This window comes from Streptomyces virginiae, from assembly GCF_040638905.1.
GTDB classification, from domain to species: domain Bacteria; phylum Actinomycetota; class Actinomycetes; order Streptomycetales; family Streptomycetaceae; genus Streptomyces; species Streptomyces virginiae_B.
The window spans coordinates 25,719-47,106 of the sequence record NZ_JBEZYV010000011.1 but is presented as its reverse complement, the minus strand read 5'-3'; the positions used below and the strand labels follow the sequence as shown (position 1 = coordinate 47,106).

19 protein-coding genes and 4 tRNA genes are annotated in these 21,388 nt (G+C 70.9%); 14 read left to right on the top strand and 9 right to left on the bottom strand.

Going from position 1 to position 21,388, the window contains the following annotated elements:
• Positions 1–16: 16 nt before the first annotated feature.
• Positions 17–799 carry a maleylpyruvate isomerase family mycothiol-dependent enzyme gene (locus AB0F82_RS17635; RefSeq protein ID WP_362628438.1) on the top strand — a complete coding sequence of 261 codons (783 nt, stop codon included), beginning with the start codon at positions 17–19 and terminating at the stop codon, positions 797–799.
• A 54-nt stretch (positions 800–853) separates the two neighbouring features.
• A complete protein-coding gene (locus AB0F82_RS17630) occupies positions 854–1,666 on the top strand; it encodes an META domain-containing protein (RefSeq protein WP_362628435.1) in 813 nt (270 codons plus the stop codon).
• Positions 1,667–1,733: 67 nt separating this feature from the next.
• On the opposite strand, the gene AB0F82_RS17625 is transcribed toward AB0F82_RS17630, so the two are convergent.
• The gene (locus tag AB0F82_RS17625) at positions 1,734–3,173 is read right to left on the bottom strand and encodes a sulfatase-like hydrolase/transferase (protein ID WP_362628432.1); all 1,440 of its coding nucleotides are present in this window, start codon (positions 3,171–3,173) and stop codon (positions 1,734–1,736) included.
• A gap of 116 nt (positions 3,174–3,289) precedes the next feature.
• Positions 3,290–3,385 carry a putative leader peptide gene (locus AB0F82_RS17620; RefSeq protein ID WP_324617183.1) on the bottom strand — a complete coding sequence of 32 codons (96 nt, stop codon included), beginning with the start codon at positions 3,383–3,385 and terminating at the stop codon, positions 3,290–3,292.
• A 148-nt stretch (positions 3,386–3,533) separates the two neighbouring features.
• Between AB0F82_RS17620 and purF the strand changes: the two genes are divergently transcribed.
• Together purF and purM are read left to right on the top strand one after the other, a co-directional pair.
• Positions 3,534–5,051 (top strand): amidophosphoribosyltransferase, encoded by a 1,518-nt coding sequence (gene purF / locus AB0F82_RS17615; protein WP_356811019.1) that lies wholly within the window; start codon positions 3,534–3,536, stop codon positions 5,049–5,051.
• Between the two features lie 93 nt (positions 5,052–5,144).
• Positions 5,145–6,215, top strand: a complete 1,071-nt coding sequence (gene purM, locus AB0F82_RS17610; protein WP_356811018.1) for a phosphoribosylformylglycinamidine cyclo-ligase — start codon at positions 5,145–5,147, stop codon at positions 6,213–6,215.
• Positions 6,216–6,294: 79 nt separating this feature from the next.
• Here the strand turns inward: purM and AB0F82_RS17605 are convergent, their stop codons facing one another.
• Together AB0F82_RS17605 and AB0F82_RS17600 are read right to left on the bottom strand one after the other, a co-directional pair.
• The gene (locus tag AB0F82_RS17605; protein WP_356811017.1) at positions 6,295–6,558 is read right to left on the bottom strand and encodes a DUF3073 domain-containing protein; all 264 of its coding nucleotides are present in this window, start codon (positions 6,556–6,558) and stop codon (positions 6,295–6,297) included.
• 280 nt (positions 6,559–6,838) lie between these two features.
• Positions 6,839–7,957, bottom strand: a complete 1,119-nt coding sequence (locus AB0F82_RS17600) for a Leu/Phe/Val dehydrogenase (RefSeq protein WP_030664648.1) — start codon at positions 7,955–7,957, stop codon at positions 6,839–6,841.
• A gap of 217 nt (positions 7,958–8,174) precedes the next feature.
• Here AB0F82_RS17600 and AB0F82_RS17595 point away from each other — a divergent pair, with 217 nt between their 5' ends.
• Positions 8,175–9,005: a hypothetical protein gene (locus AB0F82_RS17595; RefSeq protein ID WP_362628829.1), complete on the top strand. Its 831-nt coding sequence runs from the start codon at positions 8,175–8,177 to the stop codon at positions 9,003–9,005.
• Between the two features lie 568 nt (positions 9,006–9,573).
• Complete coding sequence (gene bldC, locus AB0F82_RS17590) at positions 9,574–9,780, top strand: developmental transcriptional regulator BldC (RefSeq protein ID WP_003949541.1); 207 nt, start codon at positions 9,574–9,576, stop codon at positions 9,778–9,780.
• A gap of 630 nt (positions 9,781–10,410) precedes the next feature.
• On the opposite strand, the gene AB0F82_RS17585 is transcribed toward bldC, so the two are convergent.
• Both AB0F82_RS17585 and hrpA read right to left on the bottom strand, forming a co-directional pair.
• Positions 10,411–10,484, bottom strand: a tRNA-Asp gene (locus AB0F82_RS17585).
• 71 nt (positions 10,485–10,555) lie between these two features.
• The gene (hrpA, locus tag AB0F82_RS17580) at positions 10,556–14,479 is read right to left on the bottom strand and encodes an ATP-dependent RNA helicase HrpA (RefSeq protein WP_362628426.1); all 3,924 of its coding nucleotides are present in this window, start codon (positions 14,477–14,479) and stop codon (positions 10,556–10,558) included.
• A 110-nt stretch (positions 14,480–14,589) separates the two neighbouring features.
• Between hrpA and AB0F82_RS17575 the strand changes: the two genes are divergently transcribed.
• From AB0F82_RS17575 to AB0F82_RS17565, 3 genes are read left to right on the top strand one after another with little or no spacing between them, the layout of a single operon-like run.
• Positions 14,590–14,997 (top strand): hypothetical protein, encoded by a 408-nt coding sequence (locus AB0F82_RS17575; RefSeq protein WP_362628423.1) that lies wholly within the window; start codon positions 14,590–14,592, stop codon positions 14,995–14,997.
• Between the two features lie 55 nt (positions 14,998–15,052).
• Positions 15,053–15,850 carry a DsbA family protein gene (locus AB0F82_RS17570; RefSeq protein WP_362628421.1) on the top strand — a complete coding sequence of 266 codons (798 nt, stop codon included), beginning with the start codon at positions 15,053–15,055 and terminating at the stop codon, positions 15,848–15,850.
• Positions 15,847–16,683: a cytochrome c biogenesis CcdA family protein gene (locus AB0F82_RS17565; RefSeq protein ID WP_362628419.1), complete on the top strand. Its 837-nt coding sequence runs from the start codon at positions 15,847–15,849 to the stop codon at positions 16,681–16,683. Before AB0F82_RS17570 ends, AB0F82_RS17565 begins: the two co-directional genes overlap by 4 nt.
• 37 nt (positions 16,684–16,720) lie before the next feature.
• Here the strand turns inward: AB0F82_RS17565 and AB0F82_RS17560 are convergent.
• The 3 genes from AB0F82_RS17560 to AB0F82_RS17550 all read right to left on the bottom strand — a co-directional run bounded on the left by AB0F82_RS17560 (position 16,721) and on the right by AB0F82_RS17550 (position 17,005).
• A tRNA-Phe gene (locus AB0F82_RS17560) sits at positions 16,721–16,797 on the bottom strand.
• A 22-nt stretch (positions 16,798–16,819) separates the two neighbouring features.
• Positions 16,820–16,893 (bottom strand) — tRNA-Asp (locus AB0F82_RS17555).
• 39 nt (positions 16,894–16,932) lie between these two features.
• A tRNA-Glu gene (locus AB0F82_RS17550) sits at positions 16,933–17,005 on the bottom strand.
• Between the two features lie 104 nt (positions 17,006–17,109).
• Here AB0F82_RS17550 and AB0F82_RS17545 point away from each other — a divergent pair.
• The 5 genes from AB0F82_RS17545 to AB0F82_RS17525 form a co-directional block, all read left to right on the top strand.
• On the top strand, positions 17,110–17,460 hold the full coding sequence (locus AB0F82_RS17545; RefSeq protein ID WP_030012899.1) for a metallopeptidase family protein: 351 nt from the start codon (positions 17,110–17,112) through the stop codon (positions 17,458–17,460).
• Positions 17,457–17,960 carry a FluC/FEX family fluoride channel gene (locus AB0F82_RS17540; RefSeq protein WP_362628415.1) on the top strand — a complete coding sequence of 168 codons (504 nt, stop codon included), beginning with the start codon at positions 17,457–17,459 and terminating at the stop codon, positions 17,958–17,960. The genes AB0F82_RS17545 and AB0F82_RS17540 overlap by 4 nt, the downstream gene beginning before the upstream one ends.
• Entirely contained in the window at positions 17,957–18,331 is a 375-nt protein-coding gene (locus AB0F82_RS17535; protein ID WP_362628412.1) for a fluoride efflux transporter FluC, read from the top strand. The genes AB0F82_RS17540 and AB0F82_RS17535 overlap by 4 nt, the downstream gene beginning before the upstream one ends.
• Before the next feature lie 85 nt (positions 18,332–18,416).
• Positions 18,417–18,950, top strand: a complete 534-nt coding sequence (locus AB0F82_RS17530; RefSeq protein WP_362628409.1) for a hypothetical protein — start codon at positions 18,417–18,419, stop codon at positions 18,948–18,950.
• Positions 18,951–19,206: 256 nt separating this feature from the next.
• Positions 19,207–21,388: DEAD/DEAH box helicase (locus tag AB0F82_RS17525; protein WP_362628406.1), on the top strand; the 2,182-nt coding region annotated here is incomplete at its 3' end.

The window sequence follows — 21,388 nt, the reverse complement described above, 5'->3', positions numbered from 1 at the left end:
CGGGCAGACTCCCCGCATGGCACCCAGGACCCGCAGGTACGACGACGCCAAGATCAGGGCGGCCGTGATCGCACAGTTCGGCCATGTCGGACGAGCTGTAAGGGAGTTGGGCCCCGAGCAGCTGGAGCGCCCCAGCGGGCTCGGGGACTGGACCGTCGCGGACCTCGCCGCGCACATCGCGTGGATCGCGGACTCGCTGGCCGCGGGCCTCGCGCGGCCGCCCGCCGCCGTCGCCGAGCTGACCGCCGTCGAATGGCCCTTCGCCACCGCCTCCCTCGCCGGGAAGATCTCCGAGGCGGCCCGGGAGACCCTGACGGGCGCGTCCCTGCCCGAGCTGTACGACCGGGCGGCCACCGCCATGGCCCGGGAGCTCGCGGCCAACCCGGGCGGGCGCGTGCTCCAGCTGTGGGTCGGGGACATGACCCTGGCCGACTTCCTGGTCACCCGGACCGTGGAGCTGGTGGTCCACACCGACGACCTGAACCGGGCCGCCGGCCTGGACATCCCGATCGAGCGGCAGGCGCTGGCCGCCTGCACCCGACTGCTCGCCGACTCCCTGGCCCTCCGGGCCCCTGGTGGTTCGGTCGAAGTACGGATCCCGCCCTTCGCGGTGGTCCAGTGCGTCCAGGGCCCGCGCCACACCCGCGGCACCCCGCCGAACGTGGTGGAGACCGACCCGCTGACCTGGATCCGGCTCGCGACCGGCCGTACGTCCTGGGCCGCGGCGCTCGACGGTGCCCACGTGCGGGCCGGCGGCGAACGGGCCGACCTGTCGGTGCTGCTCCCCCTGATGAGCTGAGCGGGGGCCGCGGGCGTGATGGAACCGACCACTCGGCGCCTCCGTCCCAGGGGCATGCGTACCCTCCGGCACGTCCACATCCCCGCGGGGCTGGCCCTCGCACTCGCGCTCGCCGCGGCCGGCTGCGGCCGGGACGGGCAGGGCGCCGGCGCAGGCGCGGTGCTCCCCGACCCCGTGGGCCGCTGGTCCGTGGAGTCCCTGACCACGGGCGGCCGCACCCTGCACGCCCCCGAGACGGCCCGCCTCGACATCGGCGAGGACCAGGCCAAGGGCAACTACGGCTGCAACGGCTTCACGGCGGCCGTCTCCTTCGCGGGCACCTCCGCGATGACCGTGACCCCCGGCGCCACGACCACCATGGCCTGCGCGGACATGGAGTTCGAGACGGCCTTCGCCAAGCTGTTCACCGGACGGCTGGCCATAGACCGGGGACCCGACCGGCTCACCCTGAAGACAGCCGACGGGAGCACCATCGCCATGACCTCGCAGCCCGCCGTCCCGGACGCACCGCTGACCACGGTCGAGTGGACCGTGCAGTCCCTGATCAGCGGCGCGTCGGTGTCCTCACTGCCCGCCGGGGCCGCAGGCACGGCCCGGTTCACCATCGCCGCCGACCTGTCGGTGAGCGGGACGCTGGGCTGCAACCGGTTCAGCGCCCAGGTCACCCGCGACGGTGACCGGCTCGCCTTCGGGCCGCTCACCACCACACGGATGGCGTGCGACGGCCCGGCGGGCGAGGTCGAGCGGAAGCTGACCGACCTGTTCGCGAGCGGCCCCCTCCTCTCCAGGGTCGAGGGCCGCCGGCTGACCCTCACCGCCGCGGACGGCAAGGGCCTGATCGCCGAGGCGCCGTCCGACGCCGAATAACGCCGACACGCTCGGGGCGGTCTGGGTCGTGTCGTCAAAGTCCCGCCTGGCCTTCGGGCGGCCGACGCTACTTTGACGACACTCCCTGAGCCGGGTAGGGCAGCAGGCCCGCGTCCACGGCCTCCCAGGCGGCGCGCAGCTCCGCCAGCCGGGCCGGTTCCACGGCGGCCTTGTCGGCCTGTTCGCGGATGTCCGCGGCCAGATTGAACAGCTGGTCGCGGCCGTTCCTGCCGCGGTAGTACTTCCAGTCCCCGCGGCGCAGGGCCCGCTCCCCGCGGACGCGCCAGAACAGGTCCCGCCCGGCGGGCTTCTCGCCGCGCAGCAGGTATCCGGCCAGGCTCACGCCGTCCAGCGGGTAGGCCGGGTGCGGGCGGGCGCCGGCGAGCTCCAGCAGGGTCGCGGTCCAGTCCGGGCTGAACACCGGCACGTGGCTGACCTGCCCGCCGTCCAGCCTGGCCGGCCAGCGCACGATGTTCGGCACCCGGATGCCGCCCTCCTGGAGGGAGGCCTTGTTGCCCGACAGCGGCCAGTTGTAGGAGAACCGCTCCCCGCCGTTGTCGCTGGAGAACACCACGACGGTGTGCTCCTCCCGGCCTGCCCGTTCGAGGGCCTTCAGCACCTCGCCGACCGACCGGTCGAGGTCCTCGACCATCTGCTTGTACTTCTCGACCGAGCCGCCGTCCTGGTGCCCCAGGGCGCGTTTGTCGCCCGCCTTGATCCGCCGGACGATCTCGGCGCTCTGCGCGGTGTCCCCGTCGGCGATCCACGGCCAGTGCGGGGTGGTGAAGTTCAGGTTCAGCAGCCAGGGCTTGCCGTGGTGGTCGCGGGAGACGTACTCGCTCGCCCGCTCGGTGATGATCCGCGTGTAGTAGCGCAGGTCCTTGTACTCGGCGTCGCCCTCGTAGAGGTCGTACTCGCCGCCCGGGCTCAGCTTGGAGTAGTACTCCAGGGCTCCGCCGAAGTTGCCGAAGAACTCGTCCCAGCCGGACTTCGTCGGGCTGTAGTCGGGCAGGTGGCCGGCGTGCCACTTGCCGATCAGCGCCGTCGCGTACCCGGACGCCTTCAGCAGTGAGGCCAGCGTGGGTTGGGTGGGCTCCAGCCCGGCGGACCTGTCGGCGATCGGCTCGGCCAGCCCGCCCCGGGTCCGGGCCGGGTAGCGGCCGGTGTAGAGGCTGAACCGGGTCGGCGAGCAGGTCGCGGAGCCCGAGTAGGCGTCGGTGAAGCGGACGCCCTGGCGGGCGAGCCGGTCCAGGTTCGGGGTTTCGATGTGCGGGGAGCCGTACGCGGAGAGGTCGGCCCAGCCCAGGTCGTCACCGAGGATGAACAGGATGTTCGGCCGGCGCGACGGGCGGCTCCGGGAGGCCCGGAACTCCCGCTCCACGGGGCCCGCCTGCCGGTCCTCGGCGGCCTCGGCGGGGACGGCGCCCAGCCCCACGGCGGCGGCCGCGGTCACACTGACGGCGCCTGCGAAGGCACGGCGGGACAACTCGTTCTCGTACGAAGACACAGGTACTCCAAGGCGCGGTCCGCCGGCCGGCTCCGGGCGGGGCGCGGGACGGCGCGCGGCACGGGGGAGCAGGGCGGGGCGGAACGGAAAGGGGGGAAGCAGAGGAAGAGTTGTGGCTACGCGGAACAGCGACAGATGGCGCTCGCGACACGGACCAGGTCCACGTGCCGGCGCTCGACGAGGGTGACCGTGCGGTCACCGAGAGGCTGCATGGACCGAGAGCCTGTACGAATGCATTCGTAGATGTCAACAAGGTGATCCGAATACCGAGACGGAGGCGTCCGGTCACCCTCTGTGCTGTGACATTTCCCGGCCGTCCCCAATTCGGACCAGTGGTCGATCTCGCCTACACTCGGAAGCGTGCCTCGTGGTGATGGACGACTCAACCACGACCTGCTCCCCGGCGAAAAGGGCCCCCAGGACGCTTGCGGCGTCTTCGGTGTCTGGGCTCCGGGTGAAGAGGTCGCCAAGCTCACCTACTTCGGACTGTATGCGCTGCAGCACCGTGGACAAGAGTCCGCGGGAATCGCTGTGAGCAACGGTTCCCAGATCCTCGTCTTCAAGGACATGGGCCTCGTTTCCCAGGTCTTCGACGAAACCTCCCTCGGTTCGCTCCAAGGTCATATCGCGGTCGGTCACGCCCGCTATTCGACCACCGGCGCATCCGTGTGGGAGAACGCGCAGCCCACTTTCCGCGCGACCGCCCACGGCTCCCTGGCCCTGGGTCACAACGGCAACCTGGTGAACACCGCCGAGCTCGCCGAGATGGTCGCCGACCTCCCCCGTCAGGACGGCCGTGCCACCCAGGTGGCCGCCACCAACGACACCGACCTGGTCACGGCCCTGCTGGCCGGCCAGGTGGACGACGACGGCAAGCCCCTGACCATCGAGGAGTCGGCCGCCAAGGTCCTCCCGAAGGTCAAGGGAGCCTTCTCGCTGGTGTTCATGGACGAGGGGACCCTCTACACCGCCCGTGACCCGCAGGGCATCCGCCCGCTGGTCCTCGGCCGCCTGGAGCGCGGCTGGGTGGTCGCGAGCGAGACCGCCGCCCTCGACATCTGCGGCGCCAGCTTCGTCCGCGAGGTCGAGCCGGGCGAGCTCATCGCGATCGACGAGAACGGCCTGCGCACCTCCCGATTCGCGGAAGCGAAGCCCAAGGGCTGTGTCTTCGAGTACGTCTACCTGGCGCGCCCGGACACCGACATCGCCGGCCGGAACGTCTACCTCTCGCGTGTCGAGATGGGCCGGCGCCTGGCCAAGGAGGCCCCCGTCGAGGCCGACCTGGTGATAGCGACGCCGGAATCCGGCACGCCCGCCGCGGTCGGATACGCCGAGGCCAGCGGGATTCCGTACGGCTCGGGCCTGGTCAAGAACGCCTACGTCGGCCGGACCTTCATCCAGCCGTCGCAGACGATCCGCCAGCTCGGCATCCGCCTGAAGCTCAACCCGCTCAAGGAAGTCATCCGGGGCAAGCGCCTGGTGGTCGTGGACGACTCGATCGTCCGCGGCAACACCCAGCGCGCGCTGGTCAAGATGCTCCGCGAGGCCGGCGCGGCCGAGGTCCACATCCGGATCTCCTCGCCGCCGGTGAAGTGGCCGTGCTTCTTCGGCATCGACTTCGCCACCCGGGCCGAGCTCATCGCCAACGGCATGACGGTCGACGAGATCGCCACGTCCCTGGGCGCGGACTCCCTCTCCTACATCTCGCTCGACGCGATGATCGAGGCGACGACGATCCAGAAGCCCAACCTCTGCCGCGCCTGCTTCGACGGCGAGTACCCGATGGACCTCCCCGACCCGCAGCTCCTCGGCAAGCAGCTCCTGGAGACCGAGCTGGCCGGCGGCGCGGACGCCGCCGACGCGCTCCGTCGCCCGTAGGTCCCCGGCTCGACCTGCGCGGGGCCCTGTCTTTCAGGCTTTTCCCAGGGCCCCGCACCAACCGCAGTAACGACACGAAAGCTCTCTCCTGTCATGACAGAGAAGACCACCGGTGCCAGCTACGCAGCCGCGGGCGTCGACATCGAAGCGGGAGACCGCGCCGTCGAGCTGATGAAGGAGTGGGTGAAGAAGACGCAGCGCCCCGAGGTCCTCGGCGGCCTCGGCGGTTTCGCCGGCCTCTTCGACGCCTCCGCCCTCAAGCGGTACGAGCGCCCGCTGCTCGCCTCCGCCACCGACGGGGTCGGCACCAAGGTGGACATCGCCCGTCAGCTGGGCGTGTACGACACCATCGGCCACGACCTGGTCGCGATGGTCATGGACGACATCGTCGTCTGCGGCGCCGAGCCGCTCTTCATGACCGACTACATCTGCGTCGGCAAGGTGCACCCCGAGCGTGTCGCCGCCATCGTCAAGGGCATCGCGGAGGGCTGTGTCCTCGCCGGCTGCGCCCTGGTGGGCGGCGAGACCGCCGAGCACCCCGGTCTGCTGGGCCCGGACGACTTCGACGTGGCGGGCGCCGGAACGGGTGTCGTCGAGTACGACCGCCTGCTCGGCGCGGATCGCATCCGTACGGGTGACGCCGTCATCGCGATGGCTTCGTCCGGCCTTCACTCGAACGGGTACTCGCTGGTCCGTCACGTCCTCTTCGACCGTGCCGGCATGTCGCTCGACAGCCACGTGGAAGAGCTCGGCCGGACCCTCGGCGAGGAGCTCCTCGAACCCACCAAGATCTACTCGCTGGACTGCATGGCGCTCACCCGTACGGCCGAGGTGCACGCGTACTCGCACATCACCGGCGGCGGCCTCGCGGCGAACCTGGCCCGGGTCGTCCCGGACCACCTGCACGCAGCGGTCGACCGTTCGACCTGGACCCCCGGCGCGATCTTCGACCTGGTCGGCAAGGCCGGGCAGGTGGAGCAGCTGGAGCTGGAGAAGACCCTGAACATGGGCGTCGGCATGATGGCCGTGGTCCCCGCCGAGTCCGTGGACGTGGCGCTGACCGCGCTGGCCGACCGGGGCGTCGACGCCTGGGTCGCGGGCGAGATCCTGGACCGCGGCGACCGCACCGAGGGCGCGACCCTCACCGGTTCCTACGCGAGCTGAGCAGCACTGAAACCCGGCCCGGGGCTATGCCCTGGACCGGGTTTCAGTCTTTGGTGTGTCGTGCAGACGCCTCAGGGCGTCAAGCGCCGCGACGCTGTGTCGACGGGCCGGACTCTTCGTCCTCGTCGTCGTCATCGCTGTTGTAGAGATCCGCGTACCTGGCGTACGGGTCGTCGTCGTCATCCAGCTCGTCATCGACTTCGACCGGCTCGCTGATCTGCAGCGGCTCTGTCGGCGATGCGCCCAGCTCATTGGCCAGACGCGAGAGGTCAGTCCCGCCGCTGTTGTACTTCAGCTGGCGGGCGACCTTTGTCTGCTTGGCCTTGGCCCGGCCGCGCCCCATGGCTCGACCCCCTCGGTGACGGGGCTCGACGGCCCCAGAGTCTGACACGCGTTCATGGTTCGGAGCGGGCTCTCCGTGGAGAGACCGTCCGTAGGGGTTTAACGGTACCTGCTTCCGCGGCCATACGGTACGCCGCCCGCATGACGCGCCCCGGTGCAGAACCAGCAAGGCGCCCCGTCCTCGCTGGTCAGCTGCGATTTTAACCCTTTCCTGGCGGGCGACCCGCCGAAGTGCAGTGAGTTCCGTCTCGCCGCACCCCGGCGGGCCTCGCGGGGAGCCCCTAGGAGGCCGTCACGGGCAGGGTCCGGCGGCCGTCGGCCATGCGCTGTTCGGCGATCCGGTCGGCCGCGGCGGCCGGCGGGATGCCGTCCGCCTTCGCACGAGCGAAGATCTCCAGCGTGGTGTCGAAGATCTTCGTGGCCTGCACCTTGCACCGGTCGAAGTCGAAGCCGTGCAGCTCGTCGGCGACCTGAATGACCCCGCCCGCGTTGACCACGTAGTCCGGGGCGTAGAGGATGCCGCGGTCCGCGAGGTCCTTCTCGATGCCCGGGTGGGCGAGCTGGTTGTTGGCCGCGCCGCACACGATGGTGGCGGTGAGGGCCGGGACCGTCTCGTCGTTCAGGGCGCCGCCGAGCGCGCAGGGGGCGTAGATGTCCAGGCCCTCGACGCGGATCAGGGCGTCCGTGTCGGCGACCGCGGTGACCTTGCCCGGGTGCTTGTCGAGGATGCGCTGCACCGACTCCTGGCGGACGTCGGTGATGACGACCTCGGCGCCGTCCTCCAGCAGGTGCTCCACCAGGTAGTGGCCGACCTTGCCGACGCCCGCGACGCCGACCTTGCGGCCGCGCAGGGTCGGGTCGCCCCACAGGTGCTGCGCGCTGGCGCGCATGCCCTGGAAGACGCCGTAGGCGGTGAGAACCGAGGAGTCGCCGGCGCCGCCGTTCTCGGGGGAGCGGCCGGTGGCCCAGCGGGTCTCACGGGCGACGACGTCCATGTCGGCGACGAAGGTGCCGACGTCGCAGGCGGTCACGTAGCGGCCGCCGAGGGACTCGACGAACCGGCCGTAGGCCTCCAGGAGTTCCTCGGTCTTGATGACGTCGGGGTCACCGATGATCACGGCCTTGCCGCCGCCGAGGCCGAGACCGGCCATGGCGTTCTTGTAGGACATGCCGCGCGAGAGGTTGAGCGCGTCGCGCACGGCCTCCTCGTCCGAGGCGTAGGCGTGGAAACGCGTACCACCGAGGGCGGGGCCCAGGGCGGTGGAGTGGATCGCGATGACGGCTTTCAGGCCGGTGGCTCGGTCCTGGCACAGCACGACTTGCTCGTGGCCGCCCTGCTCCGTGCGGAACAGGGTGTGCAGGACGCCGTCGGTCATTTCGGTCACGGTGGTGACTCCCATGGAAGAGATGCGGCGGGAAGACGCCCCCCTGCGGGTGGGGGAGGGCGTGCTGGGAGCAGCGTAAGACCTGTAGGCCGGATGGGGGTGCCCTGTCCGGGGATCGAAACACTCCCGGAGTACGGGAGCGGGCCTGGGCCCGGTGCCTGGCGGCCCCGGAGGTGAACCGGGCCCCTGGAGGGGGGAGTACGAGAGGGTGACCGAATCCTCCGATCCCCTGCTGCCCTCCGCCCGCTCGGTGCCGGCCGTCCCGTACGCCTCCTACCTGCGCGTCTACGAACCCCTGGCCGCTTTCGCGGAGCCGGAGCGCACGCACTGGGCGCAGTACGCCCGGCGCGGGACGGCCCCGACGGCCCAGGACGAACTGCGCCGGTCGCTGGCGGACTTGGTGCGGGTCCCCCTGGTGGGGGTGCCGACGAACGAGAGCGCCGACGCGTTCACCGCGCGGGTCGACGGGGTGCTGCTGGTCTGCCCGTGGCGCACCCGGCTGCGCGGGTGGCTGGCGCTGGAGGAGCTGATCGACCAGTTTCCGCGCCCGGTGCTGGACGCGGCGCTCCCGCCGGCCGCCCGCCGGCGGGCGGCCGAGGAGTACGAGCGCTGGCGCGAGCGGAACCCGGACGCGCGCCCGTGGATCCGTACGGGGGTGTGGCAGGTCCCGCTGCGCTGGTTCGTGCTGGTGGCGGACGAGGAGAGGGAGTACGTGCCGGGGGAGCGCTTGCGCTACCGGACGCCGATGGTGCAGGCGCGCCGGCGCCTCGCCCGGGCGCTGCGGACGCTGCGTGACGCGGAGGGGTACGGGATGCTCGCCGAGGGCCTGGTCGAGGTGGGGAGCTGGCTGGAGGAGTTCCACCCGCGGTCGATGGTCGAGCTGGACTACGGCGGGCTGGTGCACGCCCTGCCGGCGGACCGGCTGGCGGCCGACCGATCGGCGGGGGACCTCGCGGCGGGCATCGCGGCGCTGCGGGCGGGGGACGCCGAGGGGGCGGCGGGCACGTACACGGGGCTGGCGGAGCGGTGGAGGGCGGTCCGGGAGCGGCTTTTCGCGAATTAGGCTGAAAGTCGCCGATGTGGCTGGTTTCACCTTTCAGAGGTCCGTACGTACCGTCGCGTATCGGTCGTTCGGCCAAAACTGGCTGATCAGAGCCCTGATCGTGGCATTTGGGACGGAGTGCCAGGACCTACGTCCCGATACGGGCCATTGGCCCAAGCGTGACGGACCGCACTAACCACACCCTTGCGCCCTTCCCCTACCCTCGTGCCAAAATAGGACAAGGAGTCCGGGGAGGGTTCCTTCCGCCCAACTAAGGGCGGAATGCTCGGCATTGCACTCTACGGGGGGTCTGACGACTCCTGATCGCTCTGTGACTGATCGTCACAGTGGGGTGACTGTCCGTTATGGGACGGTCCATCGGGCTTCCGCCGCTGATGAACACCTCGGAGGGCAATTCCGTCGGTTTGGCCGTCGAGGCTGGACGGATGGTGTAGTTGTAGTGCCGAGGACAAGCCGTTCGTCCTATAACCGACTCGGCCCGCGTATGTCCATTTCGGGCAACGCGGGCCAAGGTGCAGAATTTAGAGGAAAGAACCGAGATGGTTCGGTTCTCCCGAGGAGGCCGCTCATGACCGCTCGCACCCCTGATGCCGAGCCGCTGCTGACCCCGGCTGAGGTTGCCACGATGTTCCGCGTGGACCCGAAGACGGTGACCCGCTGGGCCAAGGCTGGCAAGCTCACGTCCATCCGCACCCTGGGTGGACACCGCCGGTACCGCGAGGCTGAGGTCCGCGCACTGCTGGCGGGCATTCCGCAGCAGCGCAGCGAGGCCTGAGGTCGCGTAAACACCCCGCTTTAACGGGTCGCTGTCGGGTCCCCCAATCCGATGAACACCCACATTGCTTCATACGACCCGACCTGCCCCAACAGGTTCTCGGGTCGTTCGATCGCGCTGGACTCCGCCGGGTCCAGCGCGATCTTTTTTATGCCCAGGTCAGGGGGGTGTCGAAGGCCGACCGGGATGTCTGACGGGGTAGGTGCAATTGCACATATTAAATCGAGCGCGCGTATGGATGCGATAAAAGTGTGAGTCCGAAAAACTCGTGCGGTGACACCCGTCACAGATGATCACTCTTGTACATCCGGCAATGCACCCCGTAAAGGGGAAGTGGCTCGCGGTGGGCATCACGCGAACGGGGGATTCTCCCGGGAAGCGGGCCGAAGGCGGCGAGGAGCTGCTCCTGAGCCGCCGTCGGGCCCCACGCGGCAGCCGGTCGCCACGAGGCGGAGGAGAAAGCCGTACGGGGCGCCTTCGCCCGACCCGCGCCGCCCGGCGTTCGGGCTGCGTTCGGACGGCCTTCGGCCGGCAGTCGGGCAGTCGGAGTCCCAACCCGGCCCGGGCACTCACGCCCGCCCATGCGTCAGGGCCCGTATCCCCTGGGGGTTACGGGCCCTGACGTTGTTGCGATCCTGACGGGACTTGAACCCGCGACCTCCACCTTGACAGGGTGGCGAGCTAACCAACTGCTCCACAGGACCTTGATTCGCGGCCGCTCTGCGGCGGCTGCGAATCAGACTGTACAGCAGCTCAGGGGGTGCGGTCGAACCGATCAGGGGGCCGCCGCGTCCACCGCCTTCACGATCCGCTTGTCGGAGATCGGGTACGCCGTGCCGAGCGCGTGCGCGAAGTAGCTGACGCGCAGTTCCTCGATCATCCAGCGGATGTCGGTCACGGCGGTGGGGACGGGCCGTCCCTTCGGCAGCTGCTCCAGCAGCCAGGCGTACTCGTTCTGCATCTCGTGGACCTTCTCCATGCGCGTGGTGTCGCGCTGGACGCCCGTGGGCATCTGCTGGAGCCGCCGGTCCGCCGCCACCAGGTAGCGCATCAGGTCCGGCAGCCTGCGCAGCCCGGTGAGCGTCACGAAGCCGGCCGGCACGAGGGCCGCCAGCTGCGTCCTGACGTCCTGGATGTTCGCGACCAGGGCGAGGCTGGAGGTGGCCTTCAGGCGGCGCTCACAGGCCTGCCAGGCGGCCAGTACCTGCTGCACCTGGTTCACCGCGCGGACGGTCGTGTCCACCAGGTCGGCGCGGACGGCCTCGTAGAGCTTGCGGAAGCCCGCCTCGTCCCACGCCGGTCCGCCGTGGTCGGCGATGAGCTTGTCGGCCGCCGCGGTCGCGCAGTCGTCGAACAGCGCCTGGATGGAGCCGTGCGGGTTCCTGGAGAGGGCCAGCTTCTGCTGGTTGGTGAGGTGGTCCGAGGCGAACTTCGCCGGGTTCACCGGGATGTTCAGAAGGATGAGCCGGCGGGTGCCGAGCCACATGGCCTGCTGCTGCTCCGCCTCGGTGTCGAAGAGCCGTACGGAGACGCTCGCGCCGTCGTCCACGAGCGCCGGGTACGCCTTGACCGGCTGGCCGGCCCGCCGGGTCTCGAAGACCTTGGTGAGGGTGCCGATCGTCCAGTCGGTCAGCCCGGTGCGCTCCACCGACTCCCCGCCCGCCCGCTCGGCGGTGGCGGCCGCGGCCTTGGAGAGGGCCTGGCGGGCCTTCGGCTTCAGCTTGAGCCGCAGGGCCTCCAGGTCCTTGTCCTCGGCGATCTTGCGGCGCCGCTCGTCGACGATCCGGAAGGTGATCTTCAGGTGGTCGGGGATCCGGGTCAGGTCGAAGTCCTCGGCCGACACCGGCACCCCGACCATCCGCTGGAGTTCGCGGGCGAGGGTGACCGGCAGCGGCTCCTGCAGCGGAACGGCCGTGTCGAGGAAGCGGCCCGCGTAGTTCGGCGCGGGCACGTAGTGCCGGCGGATCGGCTTGGGCAGCGAGCGGATCAGCTCGGTGACGACCTCCTCGCGCAGGCCCGGGATCTGCCAGTCGAAGCCCTCCTCGGTGACCTGGTTCAGCACCTGCAGCGGGATGTGGACGGTCACGCCGTCCGCGTCCGCGCCCGGCTCGAACTGGTAGGTCACCCGGAACTTCAGCTGTCCCTGCCGCCAGGAGTCCGGATAGTCGGCCTTGGTGACCCCGGCCGCCTTCTCCGTGAGCAGCATCTCCCGCTCGAAGTCGAGCAGTTCGGGCTCGTCGCGCTTCTTGTGCTTCCACCAGGAGTCGAAGTGCGCCCCGGACACCACGTGCTCGGGGATCTTCTGGTCGTAGAAGTCGAAGAGGGTCTCGTCGTCCACGACGATGTCGCGGCGCCGGGCCCGGTTCTCCAGCTCCTCCACCTCGGTGAGGAGCTTGCGGTTGTCGGCGTAGAACTTGTGGTGGGTCCGCCAGTCGCCCTCGACGAGCGCGTTGCGGATGAACAGCTCGCGCGAGACCTCGGGGTCGATCCGGCCGTAGTTGATCTTCCGCTGGGCGACGATCGGCACGCCGTACAGCGTGACCTTCTCGTACGCCATCACGGCGGCCTGGTCCTTCTCCCAGTGCGGCTCGCTGTACGTGCGCTTGACCAAGTGCTGCGCCAGCGGCTCCACCCATTCTGGCTCCACCTTGGCGTTGACCCGGGCCCACAGCCGCGAGGTCTCCACCAGTTCGGCCGACATCACGAACTTGGGCTGCTTCTTGAACAGCGAGGAGCCCGGGAAGATCGCGAACTTGGCGCTGCGGGCACCGAGGTACTCGTTCTTGTCGGTGTCCTTGAGCCCGATGTGCGAGAGCAGTCCGGCCAGCAGCGAGACGTGGACGACCTGCTCGGGGGCGTCGGCCTCGTTGACGTGGATGCCCATGCTCTTGGCGACCGTGCGCAGCTGGGAGTAGATGTCCTGCCACTCGCGGATCCGCAGGAAGTTCAGGTACTCCTGCTTGCACATCCGGCGGAAGGAGGAGGAGCCGCGCTCCTTCTGCTGCTCGCGGACGTAGCGCCACATGTTGAGGAACGACAGGAAGTCGCTGGTCTCGTCCTTGAACCGGGCGTGGTTCTGGTCGGCCTGGGTCTGCTTGTCCGAGGGCCGCTCGCGCGGGTCCTGGATGGACAGGGCCGCCGCGATGACCATGACCTCGCGGACGCAGTTGTTCTTGTCGGCCTCGATGACCATGCGGGCCAGCCGCGGGTCGACGGGCAGCTGGGACAGCTTGCGGCCCATCTGCGTCAGGCGCCTCGACGGGTCCTTCTCGGTCGGGTCCAGCGCCCCGAGCTCCTGCAGGAGCTGCACGCCGTCGCGAATGTTGCGGTGGTCCGGCGGGTCGATGAAGGGGAACTTCTCGATCTCGCCGAGGCCGGCGGCGGTCATCTGGAGGATGACGGAGGCCAGGTTCGTGCGCAGGATCTCGGCGTCGGTGAACTCGGGACGGGCGTTGAAGTCGTCCTCGGAGTACAGCCGGATGCAGATGCCGTCGCTGGTACGGCCGCAGCGGCCCTTGCGCTGGTTGGCGCTGGCCTGCGAGATCTGCTCGATCGGCAGGCGCTGCACCTTGGTGCGGTGGCTGTAGCGGGAGATCCGGGCCGTGCCCGGGTCGATCACGTACTTGATGCCCGGCACGGTCAGGGAGGTCTCGGCGACGTTGGTCGCGAGCACGATCCGGCGGCCGGTGTGCTGCTGGAAGACCCGGTGCTGCTCGGCGTGCGAGAGACGGGCGTAGAGCGGCAGCACCTCGGTGGAGCGGAGCTTCTTCTTGATCAGCGCGTCCGCGGTGTCGCGGATCTCGCGCTCGCCGGAGAGGAAGACCAGGATGTCGCCGGCGCCCTCGCTCTGGAGTTCGTCCACGGCGTCGCAGATCGCGGTGATCTGGTCGCGGTCGGACTCCTCGGAGTCCTCTTCGAGGAGCGGCCGGTAGCGGACCTCCACCGGGTACGTCCGCCCGCTGACCTCGACGATCGGGGCGTCGCCGAAGTGGCGGGAGAAACGCTCCGGATCGATGGTGGCCGAGGTGATGACGACCTTGAGGTCGGGCCGCTTGGGCAGCAGCGTCGCCAGGTAGCCGAGGAGGAAGTCGATGTTCAGCGACCGCTCGTGGGCCTCGTCGATGATGATCGTGTCGTAGGCGCGCAGCTCGCGGTCCGTCTGGATCTCGGCGAGCAGGATGCCGTCCGTCATCAGCTTCACGAAGGTCGCGTCCTGGTCCACCTGGTCGGTGAACCGGACCTTCCAGCCGACGGTCTGCCCGATCTCGGACTTCAGCTCCTCGGCAATGCGCTCCGCGACCGTGCGGGCGGCGATCCGGCGGGGCTGGGTGTGCCCGATCATGCCCCGGACGCCGCGGCCCAGCTCCATGCAGATCTTGGGGATCTGCGTGGTCTTGCCGGAGCCCGTCTCACCAGCGACGATCACGACCTGGTGGTCGCGTATCGCCTCGGCGATCTCGTCCTTCTTCTGGCTGACGGGCAGGTTCTCGGGATACGTGACCTCCGGCATCCGCGAGGCGCGGCCGGCCAGTCGCTCGGCGGCCTTCGAGGCCTCCGCGGCGATCTCGTCGAGCACGGCCTGCTTGGCCTCGGGCTTGCGGATACGGCGGGCGCCTTCGAGGCGGCGGCCGAGGCGGTGCGCGTCACGGAGGGGGATCTCACCGAGAAGCGTCTGCAGGGCGGCGAAGGAAGTAGACATACCTGATCGAGGATCTCACCTGGGCCCTCCGGGTGGCGAACGCATTTGTCGGGCGGACCCGTACCATTTCGGGACGAGTCCTCGGCCGCACGAGTGAGAGGCAGCCCACCTTGTCCCGCCCCCGCCTCTTCGGCTGCGCCGTGCTCGCGGTCCTGGCGGTGCTGCTGGGCGGGACGGCCCCGGCCGCTGCCGGAACGCTTCTGCCCGGTTCCGGGCAGCCCCCGGTACGGGCCGCCGCCCCGGCGGCGTCCGACGCCTCCCGGGCGGCTCCGCTGCCCGGCCGGCCCCGCGCCGATCCGGCGGTCCAGGGCGGCGGGCCCTCCTGCGCTCCCGCCTCCCCCGACCGGGGCGGTGCGCCCGCCGTCCCGACGCGGGCCGGCGACCACGCTCAGGTGCCGCCGGGGCGCCCGGTGCCCGTGGCGGCCCGTCCGTACGCCGAACCGCCCGCGCGGGTACCCGTACGGGGGCCCGACCGGCCGGCGCCCGGCCCGGTGGAGCTGTCCGTGATGCGGGTCTAGGAGGACCGGTCCCCTCACCGGTCCGCCTCGTCACCCGTATCGCTGGAGCACCCGCATGTCCTCTTCCAAGACCCAGAGCAACACCAAGGCCAAGAGCAAGACCAGGACCAGGAGCAAGACCCCGAGCACGACCAGGCCCGGGACCGAGTCCGCCGCGAAGCCGCTGCTGGCCTCCGCGGGGGTCGCCCTCGCCGCCGTCACCCTCGGCATCGTCTCCTGGCAGGCCACCGCCCCCGCCGAGCAAGGGTCCGTCGGCTCCGCGCCCGCGGCCGCCACGCCCCGCAGTGACACCTCCGCCGCGCTCAGGGCCCTGGCCCGCCGCGAGCCCGGCGACAAGCTCGCCGTCGGCCGCGCGGACGCGCCCGTCGTACTCATCGAGTACTCCGACTTCAAGTGCGGGTACTGCGGCAAGTTCGCCCGGGACACCGAGCCGGAGCTGGTCGAGAAGTACGTCGAGAACGGCACCCTGCGCATCGAGTGGCGCAACTTCCCCGTCTTCGGGGCCGAGTCGGAGGCCGCCGCCCGGGCCGCGTGGGCCGCCGGGCAGCAGGACCGGTTCGCCGCCTTCCACTCGGCCGCGTACGCCGACGGCTCCAAGGAGAAGGGCTTCGCCGAGCCGCGCCTGCTGGAGCTGGCCCGCGAGGCCGGGGTCCCCGACCTGGACCGCTTCAAGGCCGACATGGCCGGCGAGCAGGCAGCGGCGGCCCTGAAGAGGGACCAGGAGGAGGGCTACCGCATCGGCGTCACCTCCACCCCGTCCTTCCTGGTCAACGGCAAGCCGATCGCCGGCGCCCAGCCGCTCGGCGCCTTCACCGCCGCTATCGCGCAGGCCGAGGCGGCGGCCAGGCCGTGACCGACATCGGATACCTGGCCGCCCTGCTGGGCGGCCTCCTCGCGCTGCTCAGCCCCTGCAGTGCCCTGCTCCTGCCGGCCTTCTTCGCGTACTCGATCGACTCCCCCTCCCGCCTGCTGGCCCGCACCGGCATCTTCTACGCGGGCCTCGCGAGCACCCTCGTACCGCTGGGGGCGGCCGGCTCGTACGCCGGGCGCTTCTTCCACAGCAACCGCGACCAGCTGGTCCTGGCCGGCGGCTGGCTGATCATCGCGCTCGGAGTGGCACAGATCCTGGGCCTGGGCTTCGCCTCACGGCGGATCTCGGAGCTGTCGGGGAGGATCCGGCCGACCACAGCGCTGTCCGTGTACGCGCTGGGCGCGGTCTACGGGCTGGCCGGCTTCTGCGCCGGCCCGATCCTGGGCAGCGTCCTGACGGTCGCGGCCGTCAGCGGCAGCCCGGTCTACGGCGGCCTGCTGCTCGCGCTCTACGCGCTGGGGATGGCCGTGCCGCTGTTCGTGATGGCCCTGCTGTGGGAGCGGTTCGAGCTGGGCCGGCGGCGCTGGCTCCGCGGCCGGGCCTTCCCCGTGGGCCGCTTCGAGCTGCACACCACCTCTCTGCTGTCCGGGCTGTTCTTCATCACCCTGGGCGTGCTGTTCCTCGTCTACGACGGGGCGGGCGCGCTGCCGGGGCTGCTGGACGTGGACGACTCCTTCGCGGTGGAGCAGCGGGTCCGGTCGCTGGCCGGGGCGGTCCCGGACGGGGCGCTCCTCGCACTGGTCGCCGTGGGGGCGGTGGCCTTCGGCGTCGTCCAGTGGCGTCGCCGCTCCCGCCCCACGGAGGAGGCCGAGTAACGCAGGAAGGCCCCGTCCGATGGACGGGGCCTTCCGATGGTGGCTGGGGCCGGGGTCGAACCGGCGACCTATCGCTTTTCAGGCGATCGCTCGTACCAACTGAGCTACCCAGCCACGAAACCGTTTCCGGTCTCAGCGATCCTGACGGGACTTGAACCCGCGACCTCCACCTTGACAGGGTGGCGAGCTAACCAACTGCTCCACAGGACCTTGCAGTGTGCGAGAGCAAGTCTTGCACACGGTAATGCGTACCCCCAACGGGATTCGAACCCGTGCTACCGCCTTGAAAGGGCGGCGTCCTGGGCCACTAGACGATGAGGGCTAAAGACCCACCGGGCACTTCTTCAGCGCGTCGGGGACGTGAGAAGCATATGGGATCCGGGGAGCTATCGCCAAAACGGTTTCCCCCGGAGCGACAATGGCCGGGTGCTGGAGATGACGCGCGAGGAGTTCGAGGAGCTCGTCGCAGAGGCCCTGGACCGCATCCCGCCGGAGCTGACGCGGCTGATGGACAACGTGGCGGTGTTCGTGGAGGACGAACCGCCCGCGGACGACCCCGAGCTGCTCGGGCTGTACGAGGGGACCCCGCTGACGGACCGCGGTGAGTGGTACGCCGGGGTGCTGCCGGACCGGATCACCATCTACCGCAATCCCACCTTGCGCATGTGCGAGGACCGGGAGAGCGTGGTCGCGGAGACGGAGGTCACCGTGGTGCACGAGATCGCCCACCACTTCGGGATCGACGACGAGCGGCTGCACGCGCTGGGGTACGGGTGAGCCGAAAGGGCTCCCGGCCCGCTGCGGGCGCCGAGGCGATCGACCCGGACGTCGACCTGCACGTGCCCGCGCAGCGCGCCGAGCCGCAGGGCCGGGTGCTCGCGGCGGTGGCCGCCGGCGGCGCGGTCGGGGTCTCGGCGCGGTACGGGATCTCCCTGCTCTGGCCGGCCGCGCCCGGGGCGTTCCCGTGGGCGACCCTGTGGATCAACGCCTCCGGGTGCGCGCTGATCGGCGTACTGATGGTGCTGATCAGCGAGGGCGGGCGGACGGCGCCGCATCCGCTGCTGCGGCCCTTCGCCGGGGTCGGCGTGCTCGGCGGCTTCACCACCTTCTCCGCGTACGCGCTGGACGTCTCGCGGCTCCTCGACGAGGGGGAGGCGCGGTCCGCGCTGGCCTGCGCGGGGCTCATGCCGGTGGCGGCGCTGGGCGCGGTGTGGGCGGCGGCCTCGGTGACCCGGCTCGCCCTCCGCGACCGTGGGCCGGACCGGGTGGTCCGGTGAACTGGCTGCTCGTGGTGGCGGGCGCCGTCGTGGGTGCCCCGCTGCGCTACCTGACGGACCGTGCGGTGCAGCGGCGGCACGACTCCGTCTTCCCGTGGGGGACCTTGGTCGTGAACGCGGGCGCCTGCCTGGTGCTGGGGGTGCTGGCCGGTGCGGCGCCGGCCGGGGCGGCCTCCTCCTGGGCGGTGCTGCTGCTGGGGCCCGGGCTGTGCGGGGCGCTGAGCACGTATTCGACCTTCTCCTACGAGACGCTGCGGCTGGCCGAGCGCGGGTGGGGCTTCCTGGCGGCGGCGAACGTCGCGATGTCGGTGCTGGTCGGGCTGGGCGCGGTGCACCTCGGTTCGCAGGTGGCGCGACAACTGTTCGCCTGAGGGCGTGTCCCTCACGGGTCAAAGGGAGTTGGGCACACCGACCCGCTCCTGCGGGCCTTCGTCCCCAGGCTCCGGAGGTGCCCCCGTGCGCCAGTTGTCCGCTTCCCTCCGACTGGCCGTCACCGCACTCGCGGTCGCGGCGACGGCCGGCTGCATGAGCGTCGGCGAGGACGCGGCGAAGCCGGGGCCCTCCGCCGCCGCGGACCGGCACGCCGGCTCCGAGGCGGGTGCCGGTACCGCCTCCGGGCGGGGCTCGGGGATCCACGGCAACGGCCACGGCGCGAAGGACGGTACGGGAAACCAGGGCGGCAGGCCCAGGGACGACGGCAAGGCCTCCGGCGCGACCGGGGCGTCCCCCGGCCCGGGTGCGCCGAGCGGGGCGCCGGGAGTGCCGCTCCCGTCGGCGGGACCGGGCGGCGGCGCCGGCGGGCAGGGCCACCAGCAGCCGTCGACGGGCGGTTCCGGCGGTGCGGGCGGTTCGGGTGGGCCGGGCGGCGGTCAGCAGTCGGCGAGCCCGACCCCGGAGCCGCCGCTTCCGACACCCCCTGTGACGGAACCCACTCCGAGTCCGTCGAGTCCGCAGCCGGAGCCCAGCACCCAGCCAGCACCGCAGGTTTAGGCGGAACCCGTGGCTCGCAGCCGACGGATGCGGACCGTTTGCGCAGGTCAGAGGTGTTTCTGCCGGAGCGACTTGCCAGACCCGGGGGAGGGTGCGTATGGTTATAGATCGTTTGATCCCATTGCCCGGCGCCGAATCCGAAGAGCGCCGTGTGGCGCGTACTCTCCCTAGCCGTGGCTGACCGCATTGAGGCGGTCGATTTGCGATTCACGGAGTTTGGGCGCGTGCCGAGACTCCGGAAGGTTTCGCATTTCGCATGTCCATTTCCAGTTCTGACCGTTCCGTCATGCCCGAGAACGACTCCAACGAGATCATCGACGCCGAGGCCCTCGTGGTCACCGAGGCCATCGAGGCCGCAGAGGCTGAGGGGATCATCGAGGCTCTCGAGGCCGACGTGAGCGGCGAGTCCTTCGAGGACTCCACCGACGACTTCGACGCCGATGCCGACGCCGAGCCCACGATCACCTTCGGTGACCTGGGTCTGCCCGAGGGCATCGTGCGCAAGCTCGCCCAGAACGGTGTCACCGCCCCCTTCCCGATCCAGGCCGCGACCATCCCGGACGCCCTGGCCGGCAAGGACATCCTCGGCCGCGGCCGCACCGGCTCCGGCAAGACCCTTTCCTTCGGTCTGCCGACCCTGGCCTCGCTGGCCGGCGGCCACACCGAGAAGAAGAAGCCCCGCGCGATCATCCTGACGCCGACGCGTGAGCTCGCGATGCAGGTCGCGGACGCCCTCCAGCCCTACGGCGACGTCCTCGGCCTGAAGATGAAGGTCGTCTGCGGCGGTACCTCCATGAGCAACCAGATCTACGCTCTGGAGCGCGGTGTCGACGTCCTCGTCGCCACCCCGGGCCGTCTGCGCGACATCATCAACCGCGGCGCCTGCTCCCTGGCGAACGTCCAGGTCGCGGTCCTCGACGAGGCCGACCAGATGGCCGACCTGGGCTTCCTGCCCGAGGTCACCGAGCTGCTCGACCAGATCCCCGGCGGCGGCCAGCGCATGCTCTTCTCCGCCACCATGGAGAACGAGATCGGCACCCTGGTCAAGCGCTACCTGACCAACCCCGTCACGCACGAGGTCGACAGCGCCCAGGGCAACGTCACGACCATGACGCACCACGTCCTCGTCGTGAAGCCGAAGGACAAGGCGCCGGTCACGGCCGCCATCGCCGCCCGCAAGGGCCGCACCATCATCTTCGTCCGCACCCAGCTGGGCGCCGACCGCATCGCCGAGCAGCTCGTCGAGGCCGGCGTCAAGGCCGACGCCCTGCACGGCGGCATGACGCAGGGCGCCCGTACCCGCGTCCTCGCCGACTTCAAGGACGGCTACGTCAACGCGCTCGTCGCCACCGACGTCGCCGCCCGAGGCATCCACGTCGACGGCATCGACCTGGTCCTGAACGTGGACCCGGCCGGCGACCACAAGGACTACCTGCACCGCTCGGGCCGTACCGCCCGTGCCGGCAAGTCCGGTGTCGTCGTCTCCCTCGCGCTGCCGCACCAGCGCCGCCAGATCTTCCGCCTGATGGAGGACGCGGGCGTCGACGCCTCGCGCCACATCGTCCAGGGCGCCGGCGCCTTCGAGCCGGAGGTCGCCGAGATCACCGGTGCCCGTTCGCTGACCGAGGTCCAGGCCGACTCCGCGAACAACGCCGCCAAGCAGGCCGAGCGCGAGGTCGCCGAGCTCACCAAGCAGCTCGAGCGCCTGACCCGCCGTGCCGGCGAGCTGCGCGAGGAGGCCGACCGCCTGGTCGCCCGTTCCGCGCGTGAGCGGGGCGAGGACCCGGAGGCCGCCGTCGCCGAGGTGGCCGAGGCCGCCGAGGCCGAGGTCGCGGCTGCCGCCGCTGCCGCTGCCGCCGAGATCGCCGCCCAGGAGCGCCGCGAGGAGAACCGCGCCCCGCGCGACGACCGCGGCAACTTCGAGCGCCGTGACAACCGCGGTGGCGACCGCGGTGGTGACCGTGGCGGCTTCCGCCGTGACGACCGCGGTGACCGCGGTGGTGACCGTCCGTCCGGTGGCTTCCGTCGCGACGACCGCCCCTCCGGTGGTTTCCGCGGTGGCGACCGTCCCTCCGGCGGCTTCCGTCGCGACGACCGTCCGTCGGGTGGTTTCCGCCGTGACGACCGTCCGTCGGGTGGCTTCAACCGCGACGACCGCGGTGACCGCGGTGGTGACCGTGGCGGCTTCCGTCGCGACGACCGTCCGTCCGGTGGTTTCCGCCGTGACGACCGTCCGTCGGGTGGCTTCAACCGCGATGACCGCGGTGGCGACCGTCCGTCCGGTGGTTTCCGTCGCGACGACCGTCCGTCCGGTGGCTTCCGTCGCGACGACCGTCCGTCGGGTGGTTTCCGCCGTGACGACCGTCCGTCGGGTGGCTTCAACCGCGATGACCGCGGTGGCGACCGTCCGTCCGGTGGTTTCCGTCGCGACGACCGAC